This window comes from Pseudoalteromonas rubra, from assembly GCF_000967655.1.
Taxonomy (GTDB): domain Bacteria; phylum Pseudomonadota; class Gammaproteobacteria; order Enterobacterales; family Alteromonadaceae; genus Pseudoalteromonas; species Pseudoalteromonas rubra_A.
In genome coordinates this window covers 18,620-44,328 of sequence record NZ_JXYA01000013.1, presented here as the reverse complement: position 1 = coordinate 44,328, position 25,709 = coordinate 18,620, and the positions used below count along the sequence as shown (strand labels likewise).

Here is a 25,709-nt window from a genome sequence, read left to right as displayed (position 1 = left end):
ATAGTACCGTTGGAAATAGATGGATTAATCATGGCTACAGTTATTGAGATAGTTGAAAAGCTGCGTAACGGTGAGGAAGTGGTTATACACAATCGCTATCAATTTACAGTGATGCAGCAAATAGAAATTCACGGTGAAAAGATTGGAGCGCTACCGCCTATTTCATTTGAGCAGCATGATAAAAATCACACTCGATTAACGCTAGTTAGATAGGTTGGAATAGGAATAAATGGAAAAGTTAAGAGCATTAATTAGCCAGCAAGCTGAGTTGAACAAGCAAATTGAAAGAGAAGTGCTTGAAAAAGTGAGGGATATGATAGCAAACCCAGACGCGCAGAAAACGCTAGAGCTTTCTAAACTGCTGCATTGTCAGCCTGTAGAAAGCCCGCTTCTCCCGATTGTGGATGAGCTGGGAAAATATCTTGATCAGAAATAAGTGTTGCAATAGAAGGGAGTGAGCGATAATGCAGGGGCAGGCACTGGAAGTCGATTTGTTCTTTGATGAACTTCATGCGTACCTTAAAGCGAGATTTCATTACAAAAAGGCAATGGGTAAAGTGAACGCCTTGAACCACAAAACTATATCCATAGACAGAAGCCGCGTTTCAATGTACCTGAGGTATAAGTCAGGTTATTACAGTGAAAACCAACTGGTTATTGCGCGGCTCGCATTTAAGGAGCAAAGACAGGGGCATGGCTCAGATCTACTCAGATTTTTATGCGCCGTGTCAGGCAAGTACGGTATCCGCAGCATCGCCCTGGAGCAAACAAACATTAACTCCAGTGCTTTCGCAAGCCGGTTAGGGTTTAAAGAGGTAGTGGACAAGTATTGGGTGATTTCGACCGAAGATCTGGCAGCTGTGTTAAGCAAGCGCCCAGTGATGAGCGCTTGATACGTCATTAAGCGACGGTGGGTTTTCCGCCTCGATCACCGTTACCCGTTGTTGCGAGTACCTGTGATGCTGGATCAATGATAATAATGCCGCCTGTATCTGCCAGGCTAGGCTTAATGATTATGCCACCGCTGTTTGTGATGCGAGGGCCTGAGCCTTTACTTCCACTCGATACGTTGTGCACGCTTGTTCACTTTGCCTGAACGAGTTAGCTCGTTCCGGGGTGAGTAGTTACAATTAGCAGTGTTAGGAACCAGCTTTTTCTTGCTTTGCCACTCAATGCCACAGTCACAGTAAAACGTTTGAGGATGCACTTTATAAATTTCTTTGAGAATCTTTTTCGCTGAGCTGAATGATAGAGTAGGTGGAGTTGGTTTGTCGCCACCACCGCTTCCAGCTGCGCACTGATGCGCGATAGCCAATAGAGAAATGGCTACTAAAGCACGCTTCATACCCATGGTCTAAATTCCTTTGTTCGTTAAATAGGCTTACCTACAAAGTCTCTTAACAAAATACCTGATCAGGTGATACGATATGCACTGTTTATTTATACAGTGTTTTATATATGCCCGTTATTCGTTATCGCCATAATTATGGCTATATATTGCTGACTACAGGTGGGCTGCTGAGATCCACCAAATGTGTCAACCAGGGAACTGTGCGCTGCACCGATGGCAAAGGGAACGAGTGGCGCCTGCCATTTAAAGGTTTTACCAGCGAGCTGCGTACCAGGCACTTTGATTGTGTCACCATGCATGATGTGATCGGGATTACAGGGGATGAGACCGGGTTCAGCGACTGGGTAGATCTTCGGGGTGATTTTGTTGGCGTCTGGTGTGATGATGGCGTGTATTTGGCACTAAATGCGCATGGGCGGCCGGTAGTCGATACTGCCTATAAAGAGCCTCAAAAGCAGCTTGGTCAAGTTGTGGATCTTTCCTCCTTCAGAGCAAAAAAGTCGCTCTGATAATGTTCTCAAAAATGCAATGCGGATGCCTGACAGGCTGGTTTATTTTCTGGGTCTTTTGGCTGTAGGGCGTAAAAGCACACCAATATCACGTGATGATAATGTGATATTTGGCATCACATTTTCAGCACGTTGTAACCACTATTGAAACACCATAAAAACAAAAACCCCATCAAAAACAAGTGCTTTGATGGGGTTTCGGTGTTGCTATGTGGTGGAGCTGGGGGGATTTGAACCCCCGTCCAGAAAGCGTCGATATTCGAATCCCTCTAATAGAAACAATAACTTACAGTGTTATCAAAGGGTTGGAATCTCATAGAGTGTCACTGGTACTCATGGGGACTCATCAAATTGGATGGAAATTGGATGTTTTTGTGCGGGTTACAGGTTTATGCTGGTTAACGGATTAAGCCGTACTGCATCTTCGTAGTGGCTTGGGGCAAAGTGTGCGTATACCATTGTCTGTTCGATTTTAGCATGACCTAGTATCTTCTGTAGCACGAGGATATTGCCACCGTTCATCATAAAATGGCTTGCGAAGGTGTGTCGCATTACGTGTGTGCACTGCCCTTGGGGGAGTATTATTCCTGCACGGTCAATTGCGCGTTCAAATGCTTTTCGACAATCAGTGAATAGTGGTCCTGTTTTCTTTGGTATCTCGTCGTAGAGTGATTTGCTAATCGGGATGCTGCGGTTCTTTTTTCCTTTTGTCTTGGTGAAGGTCACTTTAAAAGAGTCGCCAGATTTTATAATATCGGACCCTCTCAAATTACATGCTTCTGATATTCTGGCGCCAGTGCTTAGACAAATTTTAGTAACTATTTCCAGGTTGGGATGTCTTGCCGATTCGATGGCCTTTAATAGTTTCTCGATATCTTCATGAGTCAGGAAAGCGAGTTCTTGTTCATGGACTTTTATTTTTTCAACGTTTGCTATCGGGTTAGGGTAGTGAATATCGTTGATACTTATCAGCTTATTGTAGACGCCTTTTAACAGCGTTAGGTCGTTGTTCGCTGTTTTTGGCTTTAAACCAGACTCTAGCCGCTTACCTCTGTATTTGCTGTAATCGTTTGCAGTGAGTTGTGATGCAATGGGATTACCGAGCGCTAGCGCAATAGCATCAAGCTTCCTCTTTGACGACTCCGGGTCTGTATAGGTTCGCCCGTGGACGTCAAACCATTTATCTATGATGTCACTCAATCTGCGCTTGTCTTCTCGTTGTTTGGTCCACGGTTTTTGTTCACCTTCAGTTACTATAAAATTCAGGTAACGTTGGGCTTCGGCCCTTGTCTTGAACTTTTTTTGTATGCGCTTTCCTGATGAGCCCCAAGGTCTCTCATCTAAGTAATACCCACCTTCCACTTTTTTTATAGGCATACGACTCAATCCTATTGACAAAATGATACAAAAAATTAATATATCGCTAATCGCAACATAAGGAGCTTAAAGCGATGTCTCACAAAACGTCAAGTAAACAGGCTAGTTCTCGTCCTCGTTTAGTTTTGAGTAAAACACACCTCAAGCATATAGGCGGGTCCAGAGGTGGTGGACTTGTAGTGGTTACTCAAGCCTTTAACCAAGTCAAATCAGTCTCAGAGCACTGTTTGAAGCCATAATATGATTCGTGTTGATGTAATTAATAGCTGGGATACGTCTATTATCATATCGTGGGTGGTATTTTTCTTATTTCTTCTTTTTTTCGCTTTTACTGTTAGGAAAAATTACGCTAATGCAAAATCAAACTCTATCGCTTTAGGTGCATATGCGTTTTCTCACCTGTTAGGTAACGCCTCGAGCGTGATTGATTCCGATACGGTAAATCATTTTGCTTCTAGCTCCTATTATCTGAATTGGTCACTTTATGAGTCGTCGACTTTTCTTTCAATATATTTCCTTCATTCCTATATGAAAGTAGGGCACTCAAGCGCTGTTCGATGTGTATATTTCATGTCCATAGTTTGTATGGTTTCATATGTTTATATGCATTACTTAGCCTTTGTTATGAAATATCAATGGCATTGGTTCTACACTTTTTACTCAACTGGGATTAATGTTGTTTCTGTGTTGATGTCATTTGTACTTTTCTTTGATTTGAAATTTAAACTTAGAGATATTAAATGTCGATTGAGTTATTAATAGCGATAGCATTTATATTTTTGTCCGTTCTGGCTTTTTTCAGTGTGGCAGAAGAAAGTGTTGATGTGAAAAGTATGTCTTTAGATGATTTGGCTATGCTTTTGCTTTTGGAATTTAGAGATATTAGAACATTGCCATATGAGCATAGAACAGAGCGCTATGAAGAATGGGAACAAAAATTTATTATCTTTTGTGAGCGATCAGATTCTCAGCGAGTGGAGAGGTATAAAGGTGTTCTGAGGGCTGTGAAATGACTACTGATACACCATATATATCGTATTTTCTGATATTGATACCTTTTCTTTTATTAGTTTTTATTGCCGCTGCAAAGAAGAAAAAAGGCTCGCCTGATTCCCTTGTGTACGAAGTTGTGGGTAGTGTTCTATCACCAGCAGAAATATCATTTTATAAGGTTTTACAGTCAATACTTACTGATGAAGCAATCGTATTGTCAAAGATGCGCGTTGCGGATGTTATGTTACCTGTAACCTCAGACAAATCTCTTTGGCAGGTAAGCTTTAATAAAATATCTAGGAAACACTTTGATTTTGTAATTTGCAAATCAACTGACATGTCGGTTATTGCTGTTGTGGAGCTTAATGACAAATCACACAATAAGAAAAACCGACAGGACAGAGATGAATTTTTACAGCAAGCTTGTGATAGTGCTGCATTGCCTATTGTATTTATTCAGGCGTCACGCACGTACAAGCCTGCTGAGTTAGTCTCGGAAATGTCCAAGAATATATCTCAAGAATACTTCCGTTAAATTTATCTATGCACGCTTTATCTCATCACTTGCGCTCTTTTGGCTGTCAGTCACAATAGCTTTCTTCTCAACTTGCTTGAAGATCAAAGCAGATGCAGCGGTAAGCTGCTCAAATGACAGGTCTTTCAGTATTGCTAGCTCTTTGCACTCAAAGAGTCCTTCTTGAATTGCGTTAAGCAGCTCTGACTTCTCGAAGGATTTACTTTCCTTTCCCTGTATTAACCAATCTAGTGATACGCCGTGCTCATTACATGCTTGTAAACATTGAGGGAACGGAATTGAGTTGTTTTTAATCATTTGTCCCGCCCACGTTTTGTTCTTCCCGAACTTATCGCAGATTTCTTTGAGTGTTTTGTAGCCGTACAAATCTTTAAGCTTTTCAAAAACTTCTGATGCTTTTGCTTCCAAAGTGTTATACCTTTCATTTGAAGTGCGTAAATTTTAGTTTGACGTAGTAAAAAATAGCACTTAAGCTTCGTTTCGTTAGTTTCAGACAGACAAACAAGGACTATACCATGACACAGCAACTAATTTTATCAGTTCCTGCACCAATACTAACGTATGACGCATACGCAGATTTGCAAGGTCAGAATGTCAGGGATGTTGTTAATGCCGTTGCGCGTGGACGGCTTCCGGTATACCAACCACCGACAAGTCCAGACGAGAACCCAGCCAAGGTCAAAAAATATATAAACATGGTTGCTTTGTTTGCTGATGCTGCAAAGCAAGCTGGTATCGAAATCAATTTAGGTTAGGGGTTTCGGTCATGGCTTTCCAGACTCGCACACCAAAGCAGAAACCGCTTAATCAGCTTTCAGAGCATACGCTGCCAGTGTATGAGCGTATTTTTCCAACTCAGTCCGCAGTTAACGCGTTGGCAGACTTGCAGGGAGATACTAGCGCTCAGGCTATTGCTAACCGCGCACGCATGGGTAAAAAAGAGCGTTTTGCGGATGATAAGCTAAACAGTCTGGAGGCTAGAACAAAAATACTTACCCGTCACAGTTCACTATCAATCATGCTCGCTAATGGTTACTTAGTAACTGAGAAGTTTTTCGGTTACGCCGAGGCTCGCGATAGGTTGATGAATGCCGACAGAGCGTTAACGCTCGGCGGCATCAATCTCAGTGTTTGCGATGATGAGCTATGTGATATTGCAGAGGAAAAAGCGCGCGTTTTCGAGTTGAAGGTTAAATTGCAAATTCACACCTACAAGCTTTATCTCGAATTGTGCCAGGCTATGCAGCGTTACAATATTGAGCCGCCAACATTCGATGATGAATACTTCACCATGGATGCTTGTCAGCGCTCTAAACTCAAACCTGAATATGTCGCCAGCGTGATGAACCTTTTAACGGGTGCTTTGAACCGTATGGCGTGTCCACTTTGGTGGCGGAGACGGTTGCGCAGTAAGCAAGCTCTGGTTATCGAACAGCTGGCGCGAGATTTGAGAACCGTACACAAAAAATCATCGCCATATATCAGTGAATTTACAATCCGAAATAAGCGTGAACGCAAAAGCAAATCTGACCGCCTGATGTCTGATTTGTATGTTGTTCCCGAAGGTTCTAACCCATATCGCGATTTTGAAACCCTTCATGATGTGGCGGCTCGTAGCTCTTCCAGTGGTTATCAGCTCGCTTCTGAATTAATGGTCCGTATTCGAGGCTTTGAAGAGTGTGCTAAAACATTGGGTCATCGTGGTGAATTCTACACGCTGACCGCTCCGAGTCGTTTTCACTCGGTTCATGCTAGTGGTATTCCGAACCACAAATACAATGGCTCGACGCCGAATGACGCGCAGGAATATTTCAACGAACTTTGGAAGCGCGCCCGAGCGCAGTTCGCTAAGCAGAAAATCCGGCCATACGGTTTTCGTGTCGTGGAGCCGCATCATGACGGCTGCCCGCATTGGCATATGCTGCTTTTCTTTGCTGATGGTCAGGCCATGGAAGCACGAAAAATATTACGCAAGATATCCATGCAGGATACACCGTCAGAAGTTCGAACATCATCAACCCGCTTTAAGGCAATTGCCATAGACCCCAAAAAAGGGTCAGCCGCAGGTTACATCGCTAAATACATAACTAAGGCTGTTACAGGCTCAAACATCGAATCAGTAAATTGTTCTCAGGCAGGCGAAATGTCTGTTTTACCAGCTGATGCCGCAGAGCGTGCCAGTACATGGGCCAGTACATTCAACATTCGTCGATTTCAACAAATCGGCGGTCCCAGCGTCACCACATGGCGCGAACTCAGAAAACTAGGTCAGGGAGAAACCGGAAAATGCGAGGTGGCAAATAGCATGAACACAGATTTAGACACGGTATCACGGTACGCGCTGGAAAAGGTTCGTGCGGCTGCTGATGCATCAGATTGGGCGGCGTTCTGTATTGCAATGGGCGGTGTGCAGGTTAAACGTAAAGACCAAACCCTGAGAATACATTATCAAATATCTGACATTGTTGACCGTATCACAGGTGAGATAAGTCGCTCAGAGTCGAAGTCACCTTACTTCACGACTAAATATGGTGACGTTCCGGCCAACAGGATACTGGGCGTTGCATGGGATTCAGTTGTTGTTATTACGCGCAGAGGCACCAGTCAGATATTGACTGAGAAAGAATTAAGCGCACAACGCAAGATTATGGCTGGTGTTAGCGAATCTATCGAAAGTTGGATAGATGATGGCCGCTACATGCAACCCAGTGAAGAAGAAATGGCGTTCCTCGAATCCTGCGCTATCGAGGACTATCAGAATATGTGTTTGTTCATGGATTACGAAGCTTTGGGTTCTGTTATCCAGAGCGACGAAGTCGCGACCTTGGACTTGTGTCATTAACTGTAACCCAGAGGCGAATATGAACTATCAGGTACAACTACGAGATTTTTTGACATCTCAGTATCAACTAATTGAAAGCTACATAAAGGAGCAATAGACATGGCTAGCATTGAAGGCGCTATCACCGATGTGAATTTAGTAAACAAAACCGACGACAAGGGCGCGCCGCTGCCTCAGTCCGGTGAGTTTAAATTTCATACGAAAAACCCGGCGAGTATCTGGACAGTTAAGGTCACACCCGAGCAGGTGGCTGATGGTACGTATCGCCAGCTTGAATCGTTGCAGTCTGACCCAAACGGCTGGGGACTAAAGCCTGTGCTACTCAACCTTGAGTATTACGAGGGCGCGAACGTTGCACGCCAAATGGCATGGAATGGCTTCCGCTTAAATTCGATTGCAACTGAATTGAAAAAGGCGGGCTAATTAATGGCGACTTGCGTAGAACTACAACACGGCCAGCTAACACCCACTGCTCAGAGCATCGAGGATTGTAGCGGATTCGTTTTGCTGGAGCCTACCGAGTACCAACAATTTTTGCTCGGGTCATCGTTGTTTGACCCCAGCGTTATCGACCAAGCGACCGCACAGCAATTGTTTATGGCTGGGTTCTCGCTGGTATTGATTTGCTATCTCGTATCGTGGGGATACGGGACGGTTATTAACTGGTTCCGACCGGAACACGACCAAAACTAATGTCTAAGGAGACACATCATGGACTTTACCAATGTTACATCAGCAGTAGACGCAACAACCATTGTTTCAGCCATCACCGCAATTGCAGCTGTCAAAATCCTTCCCGGCGTTGCTAAGTGGGGATACAACAAGGTTATCGGCTGGTTCGGCTAGTTGATACACGTTACACAAATCAAGCCCCCGAGTGGGGCTTTTTAGATCTGGGAGACATTAAAATGATTTGGGGGATTTACTATGCAGCATTGGGTATCGCGTGTGCGGCTGCTATCGTTCGCGGCTTTAATGAGTCGTAAGGCGCTTATTTTACTGCTTTTTGTGCTCAGGCACCCGGTCAGAACGGCGTTTTTACTGTTGAAGACGTGGCTTGTTTTAATATTGTTTACCGTTTTTTCGTTCGGCGCGTTGGCTAATTTGCGCGATGAATACGACCTGATGGGCCTCTCACCAAAAATCGAAACGGTGGGTGAATATCAATGTCATACGTCATCGACAGGTGTATCCGTCGGAACGTCGATGCTCGCCGCGTGCCAGTCTACTTGGCATAGCATCTTTGGTGCTCAGCCTGACGGCGAATTTTGCGCGTGGAGTGTTGAGTTTGACGGCTATGACGCTATATACACAGTAGGCAGGGGGACGCAGGAACATTGCCCACTATCTAGATACAGTATTAGTATGGCCCGAACTGCTAAGGGATTGGGTGGACAAGAACAGCGCAAAACATGCCCCCCTGATGACTCACCGTTGCATCGACACAAAATGTCTGTGTCATGCATCGGCGATGAATGTTTTATAGACTCGTCTCAACCTGAAATGTGCTACAAAAAATTAAGCCAAGTGGATAAGAACGAGCGTCCTAAAAGCTGCTCATCCATGGTTGGTAATAATGATGGCTTTTATGGTGTAAAGGTCGATAATGCCACCCATCCAGATAGTAGTAAATTGCGGTGCGTCGAGAATGGCACCGATTCAACTGGCCAAACAAAATACTGCGAGGTCACATCTCAGGTCTGGATAGACCAGTACTCTACCGACTCTCACACCTACTGGAGCCCAGTCGGGGGTGGTACGTTTACAGGTGCCAGCTGTCACAATGCGGAGTCCCCAATGGGAGACTACGAGGACCGGTTCTGCACCACCACATCATCATCCGGCATTATACGTGTTGAATGTCCAACCAGTGATATTGCCATCAACTGGAACACAGTAGAGGGATTAGCTCAAGCATCAGCGCTGGACAACCAGCGCATTGCTGCAATCGAGGCGTCATATATCTCTCAGGAACAGCTCAACCAGTTGGCCGCTTCAGGCCAGTTGAAAGGCGAGCAGGGGGAGCAAGGGGAGCAAGGTTTGCAAGGTGAGCAGGGGGAGCAAGGTTTGCGTGGCTTAGATGGTCGTGATGGTGAGGACGGCGAGGATGGGATAGGGTGCTCAGTTGTAAATACACCTAATGGCGCAACTATCACATGCGCTGAATCATCCGTCGCGGTTAATGATGGCGAGGACGGCGAAAAGGGCGAAGATGGGGAAGACGGCAAAAGCTGTTCCGTTAGTCGTGTTAACGGTCATGATGCCCGTATTGCCTGCGATGATGGCTCTGTTGCCGAGGTAAACGGTGTCGATGAAGATGGGATTATCGAAGAGCTTTCCAAACAAACCGAGATTTTAGAGGGTCTAGGCGGTACTGGCGATGGAGAACTGCCCACACTCAACACCTCTGACAGACCTGATGCATGGTCTGAAATTGCCAATTTCGACTGGGAGAATGAGAACTTCGGCACGGTCCTAGAAAATCACGTGAATGAGATTAAATCCCAACCAATCTTTTCAGCAGTAGACGGCTTTTTTGATGCCTCATTTGGTGGTAGCTGCCCCACATGGAGCACGTCTGTTAACGTCATGGGGGCGTCATTTGACATAAACATAGACCAGTTTTGTTCGCCTGCTGTTCAGGGCATCCTGCCTTATATCGCGGCCATACTGCAATTGTGCGCTGGTTTCTTTGCATGGAGGATAGCAATTGAGTGATTTTATTACATGGCTGCGTGATACGTGGCAGGCAATTATAGACTGGTGTTACGATATTATACTGTTTGTTGTTAATGCCTTTATGTGGGTTGCCCTGCAAATATTTTCATTATTTTTGGAGGGTATCAGGCACGTTTTTTCGCTGATTGACCCGCCTGAATTTATATCTGCTGGAATATCCGCATTTACATCTAGCATACCTGCTGACGTGTCCTATTTACTGGGTGCAACCGGGTTTGATAATGCGCTCGCCATTATTGGCCTTGGTTATACATTCAGACTAACCCGTAAATTATTTACGCTTGGTCAATGGTAGGAGATTGCAATGATTATATTCCATGAGGGTTTGCCAGGCTCTGGTAAATCCTACGAGGCAACAGTTGCTCACATACTCCCAGCGCTCAAGTCGGGCCGTCGTGTTTACGCCCGACTCAATGGCTTTAACTTTGCTATGTGCGCTCAGCTCATTGACAAGTCAGAGCAGGAGGTACGCGACCTGTACATCGAAATCAGTGAAGATGATGTACAGAAAATCCCTGAGATTGTCACGAATGACAGTCTCGTCATCATTGATGAAATGCAAAACTTTTTCCGTTCTGGTAGGCAGAAACTCACCGATGAAATGACCCAGTTTATTGCCGAACACAGGCATAGAGGGATAGATATAATCGGTATGGGTCAGGCGCTGGCTGATGTGCATACAACATGGCGCAGACGTATAGAGCGTAAAATAACCTTCCTCAAATTATCCATGGTTGGTCTTGATAATAAATACAAGTGGGAAATGTATCAGGGCTCTATAAATGGTGAAAAGGGAGATATTGTATTTCACAAAATAAAATCAGGTTCCGGTAAATACGATGAAAAATATTTCGGGTTATATGCATCGCATCAGGCTGAAACAGATAATACAGATGTATATAGTGATGACCGTGTAAATATATTTAAAAGCCCTGCCTTTCGAATTTATCTGCCTGTATTCGTTTGTGTGGTTATTGCTGCTATCTGGTATCTGGTCAGTCTGTTTTCCGGTGATGTGGGCATGGTAAATGGCGACCCCAAAACACCCCAATCACAGCAGGCTGTACAGCCGCAACCCAGCACAACCAGCAGTGTAAAACACACGCCGAACACTCAGCCGAATTTTAACGACGCTCCCAAATCAGCTGTACACCCATATCAAAAAATTAGGGAGACCATACAAAATAACTCCGCCTACATCACATACGAAGAGGTTTACAAGGGGCAGATAGTTGACTTGTTACTCGTTGTCCAAACAGCGTCCCGCCAAACCGTTGATGTGTTTAGCCGCAACGAACTATTGATGCTCGGGTATCGCCTCAGGAAAACAGAACTAGGCATCGAGGCGTATTACAAAGACGTGCTCGCTGCGGTGTTTAGGTACAAGCCTAATCGGGATGTGTTTAGGCAAATTCCTGATGATGTTGCACCCGACCTTAAAAGTGATATTGGTAACTAAGGTGGTCACATGACTAAACAAAATCGATATGAAGACAAGCTCAAGTCAGAAGGATTGAAAAAGACGACTGTGTGGCTACCTGAAGAAATGGAGCCTGAGTTGCGGGAGTTAATCGAGTTTTTCAGGCGTAACCGCCATTGTGAGCCTATGCTTGTTGCCAGGGACATGAATACAAACAAATTTGTTTCGATTAGAAATAAATGAATCTACCACATCCAAGCGCTAAGGTGCTGCCTCTTCTTTAATGGGTGATTTGATTGATTGCAATTCAACTTGTTGAATTTCAATCAATCAAATCACCCCTAAGTCACACAAGTCACAAATCACCACTATTAAAAATCAGATACACCTGAGCAGGACAGCCGAAGGCTGTGATAAGCATTCCAGTGCCATTGATATTTAAACCCGGGTATCACAAACGCTAGGGTTTTTATTTGTGGTTCGCCGCTGTTTTTTCTCCGGGGGTGACTGCGAGATTTATTTGAACTGCGCGTGATAAGTTGAATCGCAGTCCTGATAAGCCTAAAAAAAAGTGGATGAAAATTGGATGTTTCCATCAGGCACAAAAAAGCCAGTTAAAGATTACCTCTCTAACTGGCTGTTTTATAACACTTTAAAGTGGTGGAGCTGGGGGGATTTGAACCCCCGTCCAGAAAGCGTCGACCTTCGGTCCTACATGTTTAGTATCGTCTTTTGGTTAACCTTTAAGTCTCGGACGAACACGATAAGTAAAGGCGAGGCCGCTTAGTTTTAGCCCTTCAACCCCGGCCAGGGTTTCCGTAGCGATCTTGTGTAGGGTGACACTCCAGAACCAGAACCACAAGCATTTCATGGAGGAGTGCTAGCGGGCTATTATGCCGCTAGAGCGTAGTTATCGTCGTTTGCGATTACTTTAAATGCGGCTTTTTTACGAGGCCAACCGCCCCTCGACATGCACCTCAGGCTTCATGAATCCTGTCGAATCCTAATCAGCCCCTGAAATCTCTTTCAGTCAGTAATTGCGATTATACCCAATAAAATCCCTAAAGCTCAAGCGAAGTTTGCCGATAAGTACAATGATAATAGCTACTTGGCGGTTTTATACTCAAGTCTCATTTACAATCGTTTATATTTTGTGTAACTGAGCGGCTGGTTGGACTTAACAATTAGACAAGGTTGTGCTCAAATAAGGCGAGGCAATGGTTGTTTTAACGCACTGTTGTTGGTCAGTTTGACTGGTTCGTACCTGTTTTAGCTAGGTTTGAATTTTGGCTGCATCTTAGATTATGGGAAATATAGCACTTTGGTTGTATTTTTTCCAAATTATTTTTGTTGTTTGCCAAAAGTAACTTAAATAAATAGGTACAACTGTAAAATGATGGGACTTGCTGTCAGCGCACTTAAAAGCACACATGTTTTTATGGCGATGACATAACAGGCTGTTTTCTGTTTAGGCTCTATACAGATTGTCAGCAAGGATGCAATACAGTATTAAGAGGCTACACAGCGGCGCTTGTCCTATGTATAGACCTGGTAGTGCATAATAATTTTAATAACATCATGCATAATTTTCGGGAAGTAAGTGATGTCTTTGTTTCATTTTGATGAGGAGTCGGGGTACGTTTCAATTAACGAGCACCCTGCAAATACCGGATTTCCGGCCAGTTCCGCGCAGCTTGTTGAGGCGCTGGAAAGCTCTCCTTATGCCGACTTTGATATCATACATGCCAATATCGGGCAGTTGTTTTCGCCGTCGGATGATAGAGAAAAGGATTCTTTAATAGTTGCTAAGGCGGTTGATGCCGAGTTGTCTGTCCGGGTGGACGACAACAATATGATGGCAGAGGCACGACTGACCACAGCACGTGGCGGTAAAATGGTCACTATGGACCAGGCCCGCGAAGCGCTTAAAGCAGCCGGTGTAAAACGGGGGATCAGTAAGCAAGCGCTGGATACCTTCCTTGGACAGCAGTTTGAGCAGTCTCCCGGCAGTGTTTACAGCGGCATTGTGGCCCACGGTCAGCGAGCTAAAGATGGCACTGACGCCAGATTCGTCCGTTTGTGTATGACAGCGCAGGACAGAGTGCTGAGCCCGCAACAAAAAGACGGTGGCAAGGTCGATATGCGAGACCTTGGCGCCATTATCACTGTCAGTCCCGGTAGTCCGCTGATGAAGCGTGTGCCACCAACGCCCGGTGAAGAAGGGTATTCAGTATTCGGTGATGTGCTTGAGCCCAAACAGGGTAAAGACTTTGCGCTGGAAGTACCGGAAGGCACCAAAATTTCTCCTGACGACCCTAATTTGTTAATCGCTGATTCCAAGGGGGTGCCCGTGGCTATCCCGCGCGGGATCCGGGTCGACGATGTATTGTGTTATGACCAGGTGGATGTGACCACCGGCCATATTGAGTTCGATGGCAGTGTGATTGTCAGCGGCGATGTAAAAGACGGTATGAAGATCAAAGCCTCTGGCGATATTACGGTGATTGGCTTTGTTGAGTCAGCGCACCTTGAAAGCAATGGCGCGGTGACGGTAATGCTGGGTGTGATTGGTCGTAAGCGCGAAGAAGGTGAAGACTTCAGCTGTTGCATAAAAGCAAAGCGTACCGTTTCTATTGGCTATGCGCAGTATTGCCATATTGAATCTGAGCAGGACTTATTGATAGAGCGCCAGGTATTGCATTGCGACCTCAGGGCTAAACGCATGATCCGGGTCGGAAAAGGCGATACGCCAAGAGGCAAACTGATTGGCGGTACTGTATTCGATGCAATGCGCATTGAAGCCGGTGAAGTGGGCGCACCTTCGGGTACCCGAACGCGCATTGCGCTGGCCCAGGACTGGCACATGCTAAAACAAAAACAGCAAGAATTTAAAGATCTTGAAAAACGCCTTGCCGATAAAACCCTCGCTCTGAAACGGGCACAGATCAAGGCACAAAAAGCGCCGGCTTCTATCAAGCGCGATGCCTACCTCACTAAACTGGCTCAGAATGAAAAGCAACTCAGTAAGCATTACGCGCGCAATCAGCGCAACATGAAGCTGGTGCAGCATAAGCTGGCAAGGTTGTTGAAAATGAGTCGGATCAAGATTAATGAACTCATGCATCCGGGGATTGAGCTGACCATTGCCCGCGACAGTAAGTCTTTCTCGCGGATCTATCCGCCGCATTCTGTGTTGCTGGATGAAGGGAAGATCACGCAGGAGTTCGCGACCGGATAGTGGTGTCGCGATACCTCTGGTGGGTATCGCGCATTTACAGTGCCTATGCGGTTTCGTCGTCGCTTGGCTCGTCACCTTCCGGTAAAGGCCAGCCACCCAAAGCCTGCCATTTATTAACTATATGACAAAACAGCTCCGCGGTGCGCTCTGTATCGTACAGCGCTGAGTGCGCCTGACTGTTATCAAACTCAATGCCCGCCGTGCGACACGCTTTGGCCAAAACGGTCTGCCCCAGTGCCAGTCCGGCCAGCGAGGTTGTATCAAAACTCACAAACGGATGAAACGGAGTACGTTTGATTTTGCAGCGCTCAATGGCTGCGTTTAAAAACCCGTGGTCAAATGCGGCATTGTGGGCCACCACCACCGAGCGCTGACACCCGGCGGCCTTTTGCGCTTTGCGCACGGCTTTACAGATCTCTTTAATGGCTTCTTCTTCCGCGACCGCGCCACGCAGCGCACTGAAAGGGTCAATGCCGTTAAAGTCAATCGCCGACTGCTCGATATTGGCGCCTTCAAACGGGGCAACATGAAAGTGTACCGTGTGGTCGAGGCTGAGCAGGCCCTGTTCGTCCATCTTGAGCATGCTGACGGCAATTTCCAGCAATGCGTCGGTGTCTTTATTAAAGCCTGCGGTTTCAACGTCAATGACGACCGGAAAGAAGCCGCGAAAGCGCTTAGCGAATAGGGTTTGCTCTTGTTCTGCCATAATCTGCTTGGTTTACTAAAATGAGCGGCCTATTATACTGATCAGAGCTAAAGATGCGAATTTAGTGGCGTGTTTCCTGCACGTAAAGCAAGGTAAACACCGTAAAGGCTGTGCGCGTCAGAACTTTGCCACAAAAGCCCGGTTTTAAAGGCATGATTATTGCTTGAGATTATTGCGATATAAACCGGTGAGGTGTTTACTGACCAAGGCATTGGCCACTTTGTCAGCGTGCCCGGTTCGGTATTTTTGTTTAAAGCGGAGTAAGAGTGTGAAGTTTCAAGCCAATCTGATTATTGCGACCACCCTGAGTATGCTAACGCTTCAGGCGCATGGCGCAATGCGGCAATACTCTGCCACAGCAGACAGCTCTCAGTGGTTTGTCGACAGAACCACTCGGTTGTCGTGCGCTTTATCACATGAAGTGCCGTATTACGGCGAAGCCATTTTCTCGGCAACGGCGAGTAAAAACAAAGATCTTACCTTCAATCTGGATATGGTAGTCAGGCCTGATAGCTACGATTTTGCCGGGCTGGAGTCGGTGCCGCCTGCGTGGCGAGCCGGGTTACCGGCACGGGTGATGGGCCAGATGAAGCTATTGAAGAAATTTGATGGTGAACTGACCAACGACATCAGCTGGGAAATGCTGACAGAGCTCGAGAAGGGCTATTATCCCACTTTTTATTATCAGGACTGGCAAAATCAGCACGACCAAATCTCAGTGGCGCTGTCTTCAGTGAATTTTAAAAATGCCTACTGGGAGTTCTTGCAGTGCCGCGATAATCTGCTGCCTTACAGCTTCGAAGACATTGCCTTTACCGTGATGAACTATAAGTTTAACAGCAGTGAGCTTACTAAGTCGTCGCGAAAACGGCTGGATATGATTGGGGAATATCTCAACAATGACCCTGAAATTGAGTCGATTTACATTTCGGCTTACACAGACAGCTACGGCGGCCGCTCGGTGAATATGGCGATGTCGAAAAAACGGGCTGAAGCCATTAAAACTTACATGGCGTCAAAGGGCATACCGGAAGATAAAATAGTCACTGACGGATTTGGTGAAAAGCGCCATGTTGCACCAAACGACACGCCGATCGGGCGTGATAAAAACCGCCGCGTTGTGATTCAAATTTCCAAACCATAAAAAAGGCTCCCGTTTTGGGAGCCTGCAGCTAATTCAGAACCGCGTTAAATTTTATTTCTGATCAAATCCCGGACCACAAAGCGGGCAGGGTGCAGTGCCTGATTCAGCCGCTCACTGAACGGACGGGGTTCGTCGCACAGCGCTGCCACCAGGTGCTCTGTCACCAAAGGTGCGCTACACAATCCGCGTGCGCCAAACCCGGTCACAACATGCAGGCCTTCGTGGGGCTGAGCAAGTGGCGCAAAGTCGTCGTGCTTGCCACGGCGCAGATTGGCAAAGGCGTCACACAGACTGTTTGGATCTGGCACCTGGCCTGCCATAGGGAAGTGATCGTTAAAACAGCAACGTACCGCCGCTTTGGCTCCTGTTATCTCCCCCAGGCTCTGATCAAACTGGGTATCGCCGTAAAAGCCCTGTAGCTGAGCACGGTTGGTGGCGTTATCCTGCTCGGTAACTTCACGGCCCTTACTGTATTTCTCAAAAGTCGCGCCCATACAGTGCTCGCCCTGTGCACTGGGTGTAAAGTATCCTTTGTGGCATAACACCGTCGTGAGCCCGGAAGAGGCTTCGCCGGCCTGGATATGAGAAACCTGACCGCGCACGCCGTGTAGCCCTAAGTGCTGAGTCTGAGTATACCCATCGCTGTGTTCGCCTGCGCAAACAAAGACGTCGGAAAATGGACCCTGCCATTGCTTATTTACGTGCAAATACCAGCCATCCTCGCGCTTGTCGAGTTCGCTGACATCCGCGTTAAAATATTGCTGGCCAGGGCATTTTGCTTGTGCCGCGTTATACACGGCCTCAGTCAGTTGCGGCGGGCTCACCCAGCCGGCCTGTTCGATAAACAAACCATCGAATGGGGTGTCTATGTTGGCCAGCTTTTGTGCCTCTGCTACCGAGACATAGCGTATTAATGACTCTGGAAATAAATCACTGTTGGCTATTTTCTGGTGTTGTGTCTTTTTGCCATCGGTCACGCTTTGCAGCAGCACGCCACACCAGTCATGCTCAAAGTTAAAGCCAGCCGCTTCAATTTGCTGATAAAAGCGCCGTGCGTATAAAAAGCTCAAAGCATACAGCTCACTGGTGGTGCTGTACTCGGCCTGCAAGTTGGGATAAACGGCGCCCTGGCGATTGTGCGATGCACCGCCGGCGAGGGTTTCATCCTTACAAAACAAGGTGGTGCTGATGTTGCGTTTGGCAAGCTGATAGCTTAAACAGGCCGAGCCAATCCCACCACCTATGATGGCGACGCGCTCAAGCTTGCGAGTAGGGTGACGATAGTATTCCGGGTTGGTTGCTTGCGGATCCGCTTCATTGAACTGACCGATCACCATTTCCCGCTTACGGCCGTAGCCTTTGACTTTTTGACAATCAAAGCCGGCCTGTTGCAAGCCCCGACGGACAAAGCCCGCAGCGGTAAAAGTCGCGAAGGTCGCATTGGCCCGGCTCAGCGCTGCCATGGCATCAAACAGAGATTGTTGCCACATATCCGGATTTTTGCTGGGAGCAAAGCCATCCAGATACCAGGCATCTACCAGGCCATCTGGCGTATAAGAAAGTTTGGGCAAAGACGCATGAACATCACCAAACCACAGATCCAGGATCACATCACCCTCATCAAATTCCAGGCGATGACAGCCTTCAACGGCATCCGGGTATTGTGCGCACAATTGTTGTGCCTGAATCGATAAATCTGGCCATGCTTTTAGGGCCTGTCGTAAATCTTCAATCTTGATCGGGTATTTTTCAAATGAAATAAAGTAAAGACGTTGAACGTTGCGTTGTGATTTCAAACGCTGAAACTGAGCCCAGGTATTAAGAAAATTCAGGCCGGTGCCAAATCCGGTCTCGGCAACCACAAAGTGGTCCCGGTCATGGTTGAGTAGTCGGGTATTGAGCCTATTTTGTGAATAAAAAACATAGTCTGACTCTGCCTGGCCGTCATCGTTGGAAAAGTAGACATCGTCAAAGCTGTCGGCAACCGGCGTGCCTGCGTCGTTAAAGTGTATCTGGGCGTTGCGTATCATAATGTGTCTAAAAGTTCGCTACTAAATTGATGCCTATTTTACGGATTTTATTTGCGTTCGTCCGTTGCATTTTAACAAATATCAGTTCAGAGTACGTGTGTACGCTGGAAAGCTGACCACTTGGTGCCTGGTTTCAGCGTAGAATACGCGTAAATTTAAAAAGTCCTAAGGGAATTACCCATGAGAAGAGCCGTTATTACGGGTATCGGTGTAGTGTCAAGCATCGGTAACAACAAGCAAGAAGTACTAGAATCTTTGAAAGCGGGTAAAAGTGGTATCGCTTTTAACCAAGAGTTCGCAGATATGAATCTGCGCAGCCAGGTATCGGGCAAGCTGGATATTGACGTGAAGTCTCTGGTTGACCGTAAAGCACATCGCTTTATGGGAGATGCAGCTGCATTTTCTTATATTTCAATGGCGCAAGCGGTTGAAGACTCAGGTCTGACACCTGAGCAGGTGTCTAATGAACGCACGGGTCTTATCGTTGGCTCTGGCGGTGGTTCGTCTAAGCATCAGGTTGAAGCTGCCGACATTCTGCGCGAGAAAGGCGTTAAGCGTGTAGGTCCTTATATGGTACCACGTACCATGGCAAGTACTGCCTCAGCTTGTCTTGCAACACCGTTTAAAATAAAAGGTGTAAACTATTCAATCAGCTCTGCCTGTGCAACGTCAGCACACTGTATTGGTAATGCGGTAGAGCAAATTCAGCTGGGCAAACAAGACGTGATCTTTGCCGGTGGTGGTGAAGAGCTGCATTGGACCCTGGCTATGGAATTCGATGCGATGGGTGCATTGTCTACTAAATACAATGAAGCACCAGAAAAGGCATCACGTACTTACGATGCAAGCCGTGATGGCTTTGTTATCTCTGGTGGTGGCGGTATCGTGGTCGTTGAAGAGCTTGAGCACGCACTGGCACGTGGCGCACACATCTATGCTGAAATCGTTGGCTACGGCGCAACGTCTGACGGCTATGACATGGTTGCACCGTCTGGTGAAGGCGCTGTGAGATGTATGAAGCAGGCTATGCAGGATATTGAAGGTCCAATCGACTATCTGAACACGCACGGTACATCGACGCCAGTTGGTGATGTGAAGGAGCTGGGTGCTATCCAGGAGTTGTTTGGTGATAACTCTCCGGCGATCAGTGCCACTAAAGCAATGACAGGTCACGCGCTGGGCGCTGCAGGTGTTCACGAAGCAATTTACTCAGTGCTGATGCTGGAAAATAACTTCATTGCACCGTCTATCAATATCGATGAGCTGGATGAGCAGGCACAAGGTCTGGATATTGTGACTGAAATGCGCGAGCGCGAGCTGAATACTGTGATGTCGAACAGCTTTGGCTTTGGCGGCACCAATGCGACTTTGGTGATGCAAAAGTATAAAGGTTAATGGCGATTGCCATTAACCCATAAAAAAACCGCCTGAAGGCGGTTTTTTTATGGGTGTCTGACAGCCGTTAAGCTTTGTGCTTCATCAGGCGCTCTTTGTCACGCGACCAGTCTCTGTCTTTGATGTCGGCGCGCTTATCGTGCATTTTCTTACCTTTAGCCAGATGGAACTCAAGTTTTACCCAACACTTTTTCCAGTACATGGCGGTGGCGACCAGTGAAAAGCCATCACGCTCGGTGGCACCGATCAGGCGGTCAATTTCACGTTTTTTAAGCAGCAACTTACGATAACGCATAGGATCGCAAATAACGTGCGTTGAGGCGCTGTTTAACGGTTGAATTTGACTGGCAAGCAAAAAGGCTTCGCCGTCTTTGAGGTGAATATAAGTATCGGTGATATTGACCTTACCGGCTCGGATGCTTTTTACTTCCCAGCCCTGGAGTTCAATACCGGCTTCGAACTTGTCGTGTAAAAAATACTCATGACGCGCCTTTTTATTCAGCGCTATGGTATTGCTATTTGATTTGTTTGGTTTTTTCTTTGCCATAATGGCGTAGTCTACCTTGTATATCGGCGCGGATCAAAAATTGTGGTTATTTTCTCCCAGTCGACTGTCACAAACAAGATAAATCTTGAAAACCTTGGTAAAATCGCTTTGTTAGAGTTTGGAGAGCGTATGCCACAAGTAGAAAAAAGTGCGTTAGTGATGTACAGCACACAAGAGATGTTTAACTTGGTCAATGATGTTGACGCTTATCCCGCTTTTTTGCCTCATTGTTCCGGGGCGCGGGTGATTGATACTTCGGATCAGGGCATGACTGCCAGCCTTGAAATCTCTAAGGCCGGTCTGACCAAATGGTTTACGACTAAGAATCAGTATGAAGGGAACCGAGTCAGAATGCAGCTGGTAGATGGCCCGTTTAAGTCTTTGCACGGCTATTGGGAGTTTATTGAGCTGGATGAGCAGGCCTGTAAAGTGTGCCTGAAGCTTGAGTTTGAATTTGCCAACAAGTTGATTGAGCTGGCGTTCGGTCGTATTTTCAATGAAGTGGCGAAGAACATGGTATCGGCCTTTACACAGCGAGCTAAAATTGTATACGGAGTGCGCTCATGATCCAGGTTGAAGTGGTATTTGCCTTGCCCGAAAAGGCCACAACGGTCAGTGTTGATGTAGCTGAAGGCACCTCGGTAGAGCAGGTTGTGCTGCAAAGTGGTATTTTGGAGCGTTGCCCTGAAATAGACCCGACCAATCTGAGCCTGGGTGTTTGGAACAGAACCGTTAAATTGAATCACGTGGTACGTGCCGGGGACAGGGTTGAAGTGTACCGCCCGTTGATAGCCGATCCTAAAGAAGCGCGTCGTCGCCGGGCTGAAAAAGCCAAAGAGGAAGGGCGTGCCAATAAAATAACCGGTGGCCGCCCGCTGTCGAACTAATGCTTATAAAACATCAGGCCACTGATTAATGCGCTGTGGCCTGAGTGATTTATTTGTCTTCGTCCTTCTGTTCACCTTGCTCGTAAGCTGCCTTTTCATCCGCCAGGTCTTGTTTCAGCTTACGGATCTTCAGCCCCAGCTCCTGGCCTCTGTGTCTGGCGTAATACGTACAGCCAATAAACATACAGGTGGCAAAAAACAACTCGAGTAAAATTAACGGCATTTCTTCGGGAGACACCCACAGCAGGGTGAGACTGTGTGTAAAGTAGATCAACACAATGAAGTTGGCCCAGGCATAGGTATAAGGCTTATCCTGAATAATGCCTTTAAGGGGCAACAGCAAAGGTAAAATGTAGACGGCAAACACAAAGCCGGTACTGTAGCCTTCACGCGGTGCCAACACAAACAACCACAAGGGCATGAGAATTAACAGGCCCACATAGCCAATAAGGGCTGAGGCCTGAAAGCGTTTTGTCACGGGTTTTTTGGGGATCTTGCTCATGATAACTTATTGCTAATGGTAAACAGTCGTTTTGCCAGTGCCCGGCAGATTTTCAGTTCTGTGTCCGTCAGTTCGTTGCTGTTGTCCATGCCGGCCACATGGGTTGCGCCATACGGCGTGCCACCACTGGTGGTCGATAGCAGCTCAGGCACATCATAGGGTACACCCATCAACAGCATGCCATGGTGCAGCAAAGGTAACGACAGGTTAAGTAAAGTGGCTTCATTACCGCCATGCATACTGCTGGAAGAAGAAAACACACACGCCGGTTTGTCGATAAGCTGGCCTTTGAGCCAGATATCACTGGTGGTTTCCCAGAAGGTTTTTGCCTGCGACGCCATCATGCCAAAGCGTGTGGGCGTACCAAATGCCAGCGCGTCGCAGTCAATGAGATCTTGCTTTGACACCACTATGTCATGGGCCTCTTTGGCAACAAAAGTGCGCAGCCTGACCTGTGCGCCATGAAACGCCAGGGTTTCTGCAATTTCATGTGCCATTGCTGCAACAGAGCCATGGCTCGAATGATATAAAACTAAGATCTCAGGCATGGCGTTACAGAATATCCAATACCGATTCAGGTGGACGGCCAATGGCGGCTTGTTCGCCTTTCACCACTATGGGTCTTTCAATCAGCTTAGGGTTTTCCAGCATAGCCTGACGAATACGTGCTTCGTCACTGTCTTTGCTCAGGCCCAGCTCTTTGTAAATCGTTTCTTTGCTGCGTACCAACTGGTGTGCAGAGGTAAAGCCAAGCTTTTGTAACAGGGTGCTCAGAGTTGCTTCGTCGATAGGGGTTTTGAGGTACTCGACGATTTCAGGTTGAACGTCGCGTGATTCCAGCAAAGCCAGGGTTTCACGAGATTTTGAACAGCGCGGGTTGTGGTAAATCGTAACTGACATACAAGATCCTTTACGGTAATAATACTTATGTGATTCAGCGTAAATTGTACCGTATCCTGCCTGTCGTGCCTATGTTTTTCGATTAGGTGAGTCGGTCAACGCGGTATCAAGATAAGCTGTTAATCAGGCGTGTTTTAGACCGCGAAAAGCACTGCGCCGGGCTTACTAAGTTGATAGCACCCCGGGCAGCACCGCGCTCGATTTAAAGTTTCGCAAGCTCTTTTTGCATGTCACGATATTGTGAGAGTAATGCTTTTAAGCGCAGGCGACGTACGGTTTCATCCTTTTCCACATGGTTGAGGGCCTTTTGAATTTCGTCAGCAGCGCGCATAAAGGCACCGTAATGGCTAAGCAAGCTGGCCTGACTTTCATGATAACTGGCTTTGGCATCCATTTTTTTATAGGTGTCGGTAAGCAGTTGTCGGGCCAACACATGGTCGGGTTTCTCGAGTAAAAAGACTTTAAGCAGTTGTTCTGCCAATTCATATTGCTCGCTCTTTAACGCGACATTGGCATAGTTAAGGGTGATCACTTGGTTGTTTGGCCGCAACTGGTGTTTTTCGCCCAGCAACTTGGTGATCCCGTTATAGTCTTTTTTCGCCAGCAGTAAGTCTGTGTACACGTCCAGGTAGAACAGGTTGTTTGGCTCAGCACTGAGCAGCTTATCCATAACGGTCTGAGCCTGGTCCAGCTTTTTCTGATCCAGATAGGTAATGGCCAGGCCATATTCCAGTGCACTTTTGTCCAAATCTGACGAGTGTTTCAGCGCTTGCTCAAAGTAGGCCTGTGCAGACTCGCCTTCGAGCTGGTATCTGGCGATTACACGGCTTTTTGCGAGCTGAAACTGATGGCTTTTGGGCACATAGCGTTGTTCGTATTGCTGCGCGCGTAAGCGGACGTCCGAGACCCGAGAATCGGGTAACGGGTGAGACATTAAAAACACCGGGGCTTTATTCTTAAAGCGCACCTGAGCGGCCAGTTTACTCAAAAACTCGCTTGATGCGTGCGGGTCGAACCCGGCATTGTACAGTGTTTGCATGCCAAAGCGGTCGGCTTCTTGCTCGGCCTTGCGGCTATGGGTTAGCTGGCTCAGCGCGGACTGCGTGGAGCTTGCCGACAGAATTGCCATGCCAGCATCGGGTGCGATAACGGTGGCCAGAATACCGGTGATCATACCGGCAATTGTGAGCGCGCTGTTGTCTTTGGCTTGTTGAATTCTGCGTGCCAGGTGACGTTGTGTCACGTGGGCTATCTCGTGGCCCAGTACAGAAGCGAACTGACTTTCGTTGTCGGCCTGGGCCATCAGGCCAGTATGTACACCGACATGCCCGCCGTAAAAGGCAAATGCGTTGATGTCTTTATTGTCAATCCAGAAGAACGAGAAGGGAAAACGCACATCGTTGGCGTTGGCAACCAGTTTGTTGCCCAGGGTTGATAAATATTCGTCCAGTACCGGGTCCTGAACCAGTTTAGAGCCAGAGCGGATCTGCATCATCATGATCTCGCCGATGGCTTTTTCTTTATCTATCGGTAGCACTTGCACCGCAGATGTGCCCAAATCTGGCAGTTTGAATGTCGACTGAGCCTGGCTGGGCATGGCAATACTCAGAGCCAGGGCGCACACAGATGACTGAAACAGCTTTCTTAACTGCATTCTAATCCTTATTCAATTCGTCGCCGAGCATGATCTTGGCAATGTCTACTTCATCGCTGCATGCTCGGGCGTCTTTTTCGCACAACATATAAAAATCTTTAATTGAGACCCCATCGACCTTAATAACGTTCAATTCTCTTTGCAGTATACTCAAGGTTTTATGTACCACTTTATGTGCATGCAAGATCAGCGCTTTGTCTGCGGTATCGCCACGGTCAAAATAGAAGGCGATAAACTTGTGCAGCTGATTAAAGCGCAGCAGTACCTTCATGCTATGCGGGTCCCAGACGTTAAACTCAAGATATTTATTGTCTTTGAGATAACGGTCTACCTTAACGCCTTTTGCGATAGGGTAGGCCCATAATTCAAAGCCACGGTCTGTGAACACCTGATGAAGCGACAAAGCAGGGGCTTTATCACAGTGGATCATGCCGTTGCTGTCTTCATATCCGCCGAGCAGGGATAGATTCCAGTTCCGTTTGTCTAACAGACGTTTAACGGCATGGTCAAAGCCATGCTGAAAAATACCTTCGCCTTCACTAACTGAAGAGGCAACAAGGTGATAAAATGGTGGCAACTCACCCCAGTTAATTTGTTTTTTAAACCAGTTTATTTCTTTTAAGGTTGGGTTGTCAGGCAAACGCGCCTTGTTGTTTGCACCAGGCATGTGAATATCCGAAAAATCACTATCTCTATTATAAGGATAACGCATTGCCCGGGTTCAGGCTATACGGTTTTCGCACAGAGCAAAACCGAACAGTATTGAGGCACAGGCGCACAGTTGTAACAGGTTGAAAGTAAAATTTAAGAAGGCCCAAAACAGAGTGATTGAATGTGATTTGCGACCTTTTCAGTGTCCGCAGCTTTTTGTCCAGTTTAAGTGGCAGCTTAAACTGGCGAAAACCCAGGCAGAGGCCGTACGGTTTTTTTACACAGAAGA

At 46.9% G+C, this 25,709-nt stretch carries 30 protein-coding genes and 1 other RNA gene; 19 read left to right on the top strand and 12 right to left on the bottom strand.

What is annotated here, in order from left to right; all coding sequences use genetic code 11:
* The 3 genes from TW77_RS06955 to TW77_RS06945 all read left to right on the top strand — a co-directional run.
* Positions 1-213, top strand: a 213-nt coding sequence (locus tag TW77_RS06955) for a hypothetical protein (protein ID WP_205623850.1), incomplete at its 5' end; no start/stop codon positions are given.
* Between the two features lie 16 nt (positions 214-229).
* Complete coding sequence (locus TW77_RS06950; protein WP_046004250.1) at positions 230-436, top strand: hypothetical protein; 207 nt, start codon at positions 230-232, stop codon at positions 434-436.
* A gap of 28 nt (positions 437-464) precedes the next feature.
* Positions 465-893 (top strand): GNAT family N-acetyltransferase, encoded by a 429-nt coding sequence (locus tag TW77_RS06945; protein WP_046004249.1) that lies wholly within the window; start codon positions 465-467, stop codon positions 891-893.
* Between the two features lie 158 nt (positions 894-1,051).
* Here TW77_RS06945 and TW77_RS06940 read toward each other — a convergent pair whose 3' ends face one another.
* Positions 1,052-1,351, bottom strand: coding sequence for a hypothetical protein (locus tag TW77_RS06940; RefSeq protein WP_046004256.1), 300 nt, complete (start codon positions 1,349-1,351; stop codon positions 1,052-1,054).
* A 107-nt stretch (positions 1,352-1,458) separates the two neighbouring features.
* On the opposite strand from TW77_RS06940, the gene TW77_RS06935 reads away from it, so the two are divergent.
* Positions 1,459-1,860, top strand: a complete 402-nt coding sequence (locus tag TW77_RS06935) for a hypothetical protein (protein ID WP_046004248.1) — start codon at positions 1,459-1,461, stop codon at positions 1,858-1,860.
* Positions 1,861-2,241: 381 nt separating this feature from the next.
* Here TW77_RS06935 and TW77_RS06930 read toward each other — a convergent pair whose 3' ends face one another.
* Positions 2,242-3,237: a phage integrase gene (locus TW77_RS06930; protein WP_046004247.1), complete on the bottom strand. Its 996-nt coding sequence runs from the start codon at positions 3,235-3,237 to the stop codon at positions 2,242-2,244.
* A gap of 740 nt (positions 3,238-3,977) precedes the next feature.
* On the opposite strand from TW77_RS06930, the gene TW77_RS06925 reads away from it, so the two are divergent.
* Positions 3,978-4,250, top strand: a complete 273-nt coding sequence (locus tag TW77_RS06925; protein ID WP_046004246.1) for a hypothetical protein — start codon at positions 3,978-3,980, stop codon at positions 4,248-4,250.
* A complete protein-coding gene (locus TW77_RS06920) occupies positions 4,247-4,765 on the top strand; it encodes a DUF2726 domain-containing protein (protein ID WP_052713086.1) in 519 nt (172 codons plus the stop codon). Before TW77_RS06925 ends, TW77_RS06920 begins: the two co-directional genes overlap by 4 nt.
* A 6-nt stretch (positions 4,766-4,771) precedes the next feature.
* Here TW77_RS06920 and TW77_RS06915 read toward each other — a convergent pair whose 3' ends face one another.
* Positions 4,772-5,173 carry a helix-turn-helix domain-containing protein gene (locus TW77_RS06915; protein WP_046004245.1) on the bottom strand — a complete coding sequence of 134 codons (402 nt, stop codon included), beginning with the start codon at positions 5,171-5,173 and terminating at the stop codon, positions 4,772-4,774.
* 107 nt (positions 5,174-5,280) lie between these two features.
* On the opposite strand from TW77_RS06915, the gene TW77_RS06910 reads away from it, so the two are divergent.
* The 8 genes from TW77_RS06910 to TW77_RS06875 all read left to right on the top strand — a co-directional run bounded on the left by TW77_RS06910 (position 5,281) and on the right by TW77_RS06875 (position 12,009).
* Positions 5,281-5,520, top strand: coding sequence for a hypothetical protein (locus tag TW77_RS06910; protein ID WP_046004244.1), 240 nt, complete (start codon positions 5,281-5,283; stop codon positions 5,518-5,520).
* Between the two features lie 11 nt (positions 5,521-5,531).
* Positions 5,532-7,607 (top strand): replication endonuclease, encoded by a 2,076-nt coding sequence (locus TW77_RS06905; RefSeq protein ID WP_046004243.1) that lies wholly within the window; start codon positions 5,532-5,534, stop codon positions 7,605-7,607.
* Positions 7,608-7,706: 99 nt separating this feature from the next.
* On the top strand, positions 7,707-8,030 hold the full coding sequence (locus tag TW77_RS06900; protein ID WP_046004242.1) for a hypothetical protein: 324 nt from the start codon (positions 7,707-7,709) through the stop codon (positions 8,028-8,030).
* A gap of 288 nt (positions 8,031-8,318) precedes the next feature.
* Complete coding sequence (locus TW77_RS25935; protein WP_275041929.1) at positions 8,319-8,453, top strand: hypothetical protein; 135 nt, start codon at positions 8,319-8,321, stop codon at positions 8,451-8,453.
* Between the two features lie 81 nt (positions 8,454-8,534).
* The gene (locus TW77_RS25100) at positions 8,535-10,325 is read left to right on the top strand and encodes a hypothetical protein (RefSeq protein WP_156158620.1); all 1,791 of its coding nucleotides are present in this window, start codon (positions 8,535-8,537) and stop codon (positions 10,323-10,325) included.
* A complete protein-coding gene (locus TW77_RS24180) occupies positions 10,318-10,641 on the top strand; it encodes a hypothetical protein (RefSeq protein WP_052713084.1) in 324 nt (107 codons plus the stop codon). Before TW77_RS25100 ends, TW77_RS24180 begins: the two co-directional genes overlap by 8 nt.
* Positions 10,642-10,650: 9 nt before the next feature.
* A complete protein-coding gene (locus TW77_RS24175; RefSeq protein WP_052713083.1) occupies positions 10,651-11,805 on the top strand; it encodes a zonular occludens toxin family protein in 1,155 nt (384 codons plus the stop codon).
* A 9-nt stretch (positions 11,806-11,814) separates the two neighbouring features.
* Complete coding sequence (locus tag TW77_RS06875) at positions 11,815-12,009, top strand: hypothetical protein (protein WP_046004240.1); 195 nt, start codon at positions 11,815-11,817, stop codon at positions 12,007-12,009.
* A 415-nt stretch (positions 12,010-12,424) separates the two neighbouring features.
* Here TW77_RS06875 and ssrA read toward each other — a convergent pair.
* Positions 12,425-12,781: a transfer-messenger RNA gene (gene ssrA, locus TW77_RS24585) on the bottom strand.
* A 588-nt stretch (positions 12,782-13,369) separates the two neighbouring features.
* On the opposite strand from ssrA, the gene TW77_RS06870 reads away from it, so the two are divergent.
* On the top strand, positions 13,370-15,004 hold the full coding sequence (locus TW77_RS06870) for a DUF342 domain-containing protein (RefSeq protein ID WP_046004239.1): 1,635 nt from the start codon (positions 13,370-13,372) through the stop codon (positions 15,002-15,004).
* Between the two features lie 43 nt (positions 15,005-15,047).
* Here TW77_RS06870 and rnt read toward each other — a convergent pair whose 3' ends face one another.
* Positions 15,048-15,710, bottom strand: coding sequence for a ribonuclease T (gene rnt, locus TW77_RS06865; RefSeq protein ID WP_046004238.1), 663 nt, complete (start codon positions 15,708-15,710; stop codon positions 15,048-15,050).
* Between the two features lie 310 nt (positions 15,711-16,020).
* Between rnt and TW77_RS06860 the strand changes: the two genes are divergently transcribed.
* Positions 16,021-16,854, top strand: coding sequence for a flagellar protein MotY (locus TW77_RS06860; RefSeq protein ID WP_268836129.1), 834 nt, complete (start codon positions 16,021-16,023; stop codon positions 16,852-16,854).
* 44 nt (positions 16,855-16,898) lie between these two features.
* On the opposite strand, the gene mnmC is transcribed toward TW77_RS06860, so the two are convergent.
* Complete coding sequence (mnmC, locus tag TW77_RS06855; protein WP_046004236.1) at positions 16,899-18,884, bottom strand: bifunctional tRNA (5-methylaminomethyl-2-thiouridine)(34)-methyltransferase MnmD/FAD-dependent 5-carboxymethylaminomethyl-2-thiouridine(34) oxidoreductase MnmC; 1,986 nt, start codon at positions 18,882-18,884, stop codon at positions 16,899-16,901.
* A 180-nt stretch (positions 18,885-19,064) separates the two neighbouring features.
* Here mnmC and fabB point away from each other — a divergent pair, with 180 nt between their 5' ends.
* Positions 19,065-20,279 carry a beta-ketoacyl-ACP synthase I gene (gene fabB, locus TW77_RS06850; RefSeq protein WP_046004235.1) on the top strand — a complete coding sequence of 405 codons (1,215 nt, stop codon included), beginning with the start codon at positions 19,065-19,067 and terminating at the stop codon, positions 20,277-20,279.
* 67 nt (positions 20,280-20,346) lie between these two features.
* Here fabB and smpB read toward each other — a convergent pair whose 3' ends face one another.
* The gene (gene smpB / locus TW77_RS06845) at positions 20,347-20,826 is read right to left on the bottom strand and encodes an SsrA-binding protein SmpB (RefSeq protein ID WP_046004234.1); all 480 of its coding nucleotides are present in this window, start codon (positions 20,824-20,826) and stop codon (positions 20,347-20,349) included.
* A gap of 129 nt (positions 20,827-20,955) precedes the next feature.
* Here smpB and TW77_RS06840 point away from each other — a divergent pair, with 129 nt between their 5' ends.
* Together TW77_RS06840 and TW77_RS06835 are read left to right on the top strand one after the other, a co-directional pair.
* A complete protein-coding gene (locus TW77_RS06840; RefSeq protein WP_046004233.1) occupies positions 20,956-21,393 on the top strand; it encodes an SRPBCC family protein in 438 nt (145 codons plus the stop codon).
* Positions 21,390-21,713: an RnfH family protein gene (locus tag TW77_RS06835; protein WP_046004232.1), complete on the top strand. Its 324-nt coding sequence runs from the start codon at positions 21,390-21,392 to the stop codon at positions 21,711-21,713. The genes TW77_RS06840 and TW77_RS06835 overlap by 4 nt, the downstream gene beginning before the upstream one ends.
* Positions 21,714-21,762: 49 nt before the next feature.
* On the opposite strand, the gene TW77_RS06830 is transcribed toward TW77_RS06835, so the two are convergent.
* The 5 genes from TW77_RS06830 to TW77_RS06810 all read right to left on the bottom strand — a co-directional run bounded on the left by TW77_RS06830 (position 21,763) and on the right by TW77_RS06810 (position 25,436).
* Positions 21,763-22,215 (bottom strand): DUF2069 domain-containing protein, encoded by a 453-nt coding sequence (locus tag TW77_RS06830; protein ID WP_046004231.1) that lies wholly within the window; start codon positions 22,213-22,215, stop codon positions 21,763-21,765.
* Entirely contained in the window at positions 22,212-22,763 is a 552-nt protein-coding gene (gene wrbA, locus TW77_RS06825; protein WP_046004230.1) for an NAD(P)H:quinone oxidoreductase, read from the bottom strand. The genes TW77_RS06830 and wrbA overlap by 4 nt, the downstream gene beginning before the upstream one ends.
* A gap of 4 nt (positions 22,764-22,767) precedes the next feature.
* Positions 22,768-23,115 (bottom strand): arsenate reductase (glutaredoxin), encoded by a 348-nt coding sequence (gene arsC / locus TW77_RS06820; protein WP_046004229.1) that lies wholly within the window; start codon positions 23,113-23,115, stop codon positions 22,768-22,770.
* Positions 23,116-23,317: 202 nt separating this feature from the next.
* Entirely contained in the window at positions 23,318-24,769 is a 1,452-nt protein-coding gene (locus TW77_RS06815) for a M48 family metalloprotease (RefSeq protein ID WP_046004228.1), read from the bottom strand.
* 1 nt (position 24,770) lies between these two features.
* The gene (locus TW77_RS06810; protein WP_046004227.1) at positions 24,771-25,436 is read right to left on the bottom strand and encodes a hypothetical protein; all 666 of its coding nucleotides are present in this window, start codon (positions 25,434-25,436) and stop codon (positions 24,771-24,773) included.
* Positions 25,437-25,709 lie beyond the last annotated feature (273 nt).

Coding starts and splice junctions, on each gene's coding strand:
- rnt (WP_046004238.1), bottom strand. CDS start 15,710: ATGGCAGAACAAGAGCAAACCCTATTCGCTAAGCGCTTTCGCGGCTTC.
- arsC (WP_046004229.1), bottom strand. CDS start 23,115: ATGTCAGTTACGATTTACCACAACCCGCGCTGTTCAAAATCTCGTGAA.
- TW77_RS06870 (WP_046004239.1), top strand. CDS start 13,370: ATGTCTTTGTTTCATTTTGATGAGGAGTCGGGGTACGTTTCAATTAAC.
- TW77_RS06920 (WP_052713086.1), top strand. CDS start 4,247: ATGACTACTGATACACCATATATATCGTATTTTCTGATATTGATACCT.
- TW77_RS06835 (WP_046004232.1), top strand. CDS start 21,390: ATGATCCAGGTTGAAGTGGTATTTGCCTTGCCCGAAAAGGCCACAACG.
- TW77_RS06830 (WP_046004231.1), bottom strand. CDS start 22,215: ATGAGCAAGATCCCCAAAAAACCCGTGACAAAACGCTTTCAGGCCTCA.
- TW77_RS06935 (WP_046004248.1), top strand. CDS start 1,459: ATGCCCGTTATTCGTTATCGCCATAATTATGGCTATATATTGCTGACT.
- TW77_RS06945 (WP_046004249.1), top strand. CDS start 465: ATGCAGGGGCAGGCACTGGAAGTCGATTTGTTCTTTGATGAACTTCAT.
- TW77_RS06875 (WP_046004240.1), top strand. CDS start 11,815: ATGACTAAACAAAATCGATATGAAGACAAGCTCAAGTCAGAAGGATTG.
- TW77_RS25100 (WP_156158620.1), top strand. CDS start 8,535: ATGCAGCATTGGGTATCGCGTGTGCGGCTGCTATCGTTCGCGGCTTTA.
- wrbA (WP_046004230.1), bottom strand. CDS start 22,763: ATGCCTGAGATCTTAGTTTTATATCATTCGAGCCATGGCTCTGTTGCA.
- mnmC (WP_046004236.1), bottom strand. CDS start 18,884: ATGATACGCAACGCCCAGATACACTTTAACGACGCAGGCACGCCGGTT.
- TW77_RS25935 (WP_275041929.1), top strand. CDS start 8,319: ATGGACTTTACCAATGTTACATCAGCAGTAGACGCAACAACCATTGTT.
- TW77_RS24175 (WP_052713083.1), top strand. CDS start 10,651: ATGATTATATTCCATGAGGGTTTGCCAGGCTCTGGTAAATCCTACGAG.
- TW77_RS06940 (WP_046004256.1), bottom strand. CDS start 1,351: ATGGGTATGAAGCGTGCTTTAGTAGCCATTTCTCTATTGGCTATCGCG.
- TW77_RS06910 (WP_046004244.1), top strand. CDS start 5,281: ATGACACAGCAACTAATTTTATCAGTTCCTGCACCAATACTAACGTAT.
- TW77_RS06810 (WP_046004227.1), bottom strand. CDS start 25,436: ATGCCTGGTGCAAACAACAAGGCGCGTTTGCCTGACAACCCAACCTTA.
- TW77_RS06905 (WP_046004243.1), top strand. CDS start 5,532: ATGGCTTTCCAGACTCGCACACCAAAGCAGAAACCGCTTAATCAGCTT.
- smpB (WP_046004234.1), bottom strand. CDS start 20,826: ATGGCAAAGAAAAAACCAAACAAATCAAATAGCAATACCATAGCGCTG.
- TW77_RS06815 (WP_046004228.1), bottom strand. CDS start 24,769: ATGCAGTTAAGAAAGCTGTTTCAGTCATCTGTGTGCGCCCTGGCTCTG.
- TW77_RS06950 (WP_046004250.1), top strand. CDS start 230: ATGGAAAAGTTAAGAGCATTAATTAGCCAGCAAGCTGAGTTGAACAAG.
- TW77_RS06860 (WP_268836129.1), top strand. CDS start 16,021: ATGCTAACGCTTCAGGCGCATGGCGCAATGCGGCAATACTCTGCCACA.
- TW77_RS06900 (WP_046004242.1), top strand. CDS start 7,707: ATGGCTAGCATTGAAGGCGCTATCACCGATGTGAATTTAGTAAACAAA.
- TW77_RS06840 (WP_046004233.1), top strand. CDS start 20,956: ATGCCACAAGTAGAAAAAAGTGCGTTAGTGATGTACAGCACACAAGAG.
- fabB (WP_046004235.1), top strand. CDS start 19,065: ATGAGAAGAGCCGTTATTACGGGTATCGGTGTAGTGTCAAGCATCGGT.
- TW77_RS06930 (WP_046004247.1), bottom strand. CDS start 3,237: ATGCCTATAAAAAAAGTGGAAGGTGGGTATTACTTAGATGAGAGACCT.
- TW77_RS06925 (WP_046004246.1), top strand. CDS start 3,978: ATGTCGATTGAGTTATTAATAGCGATAGCATTTATATTTTTGTCCGTT.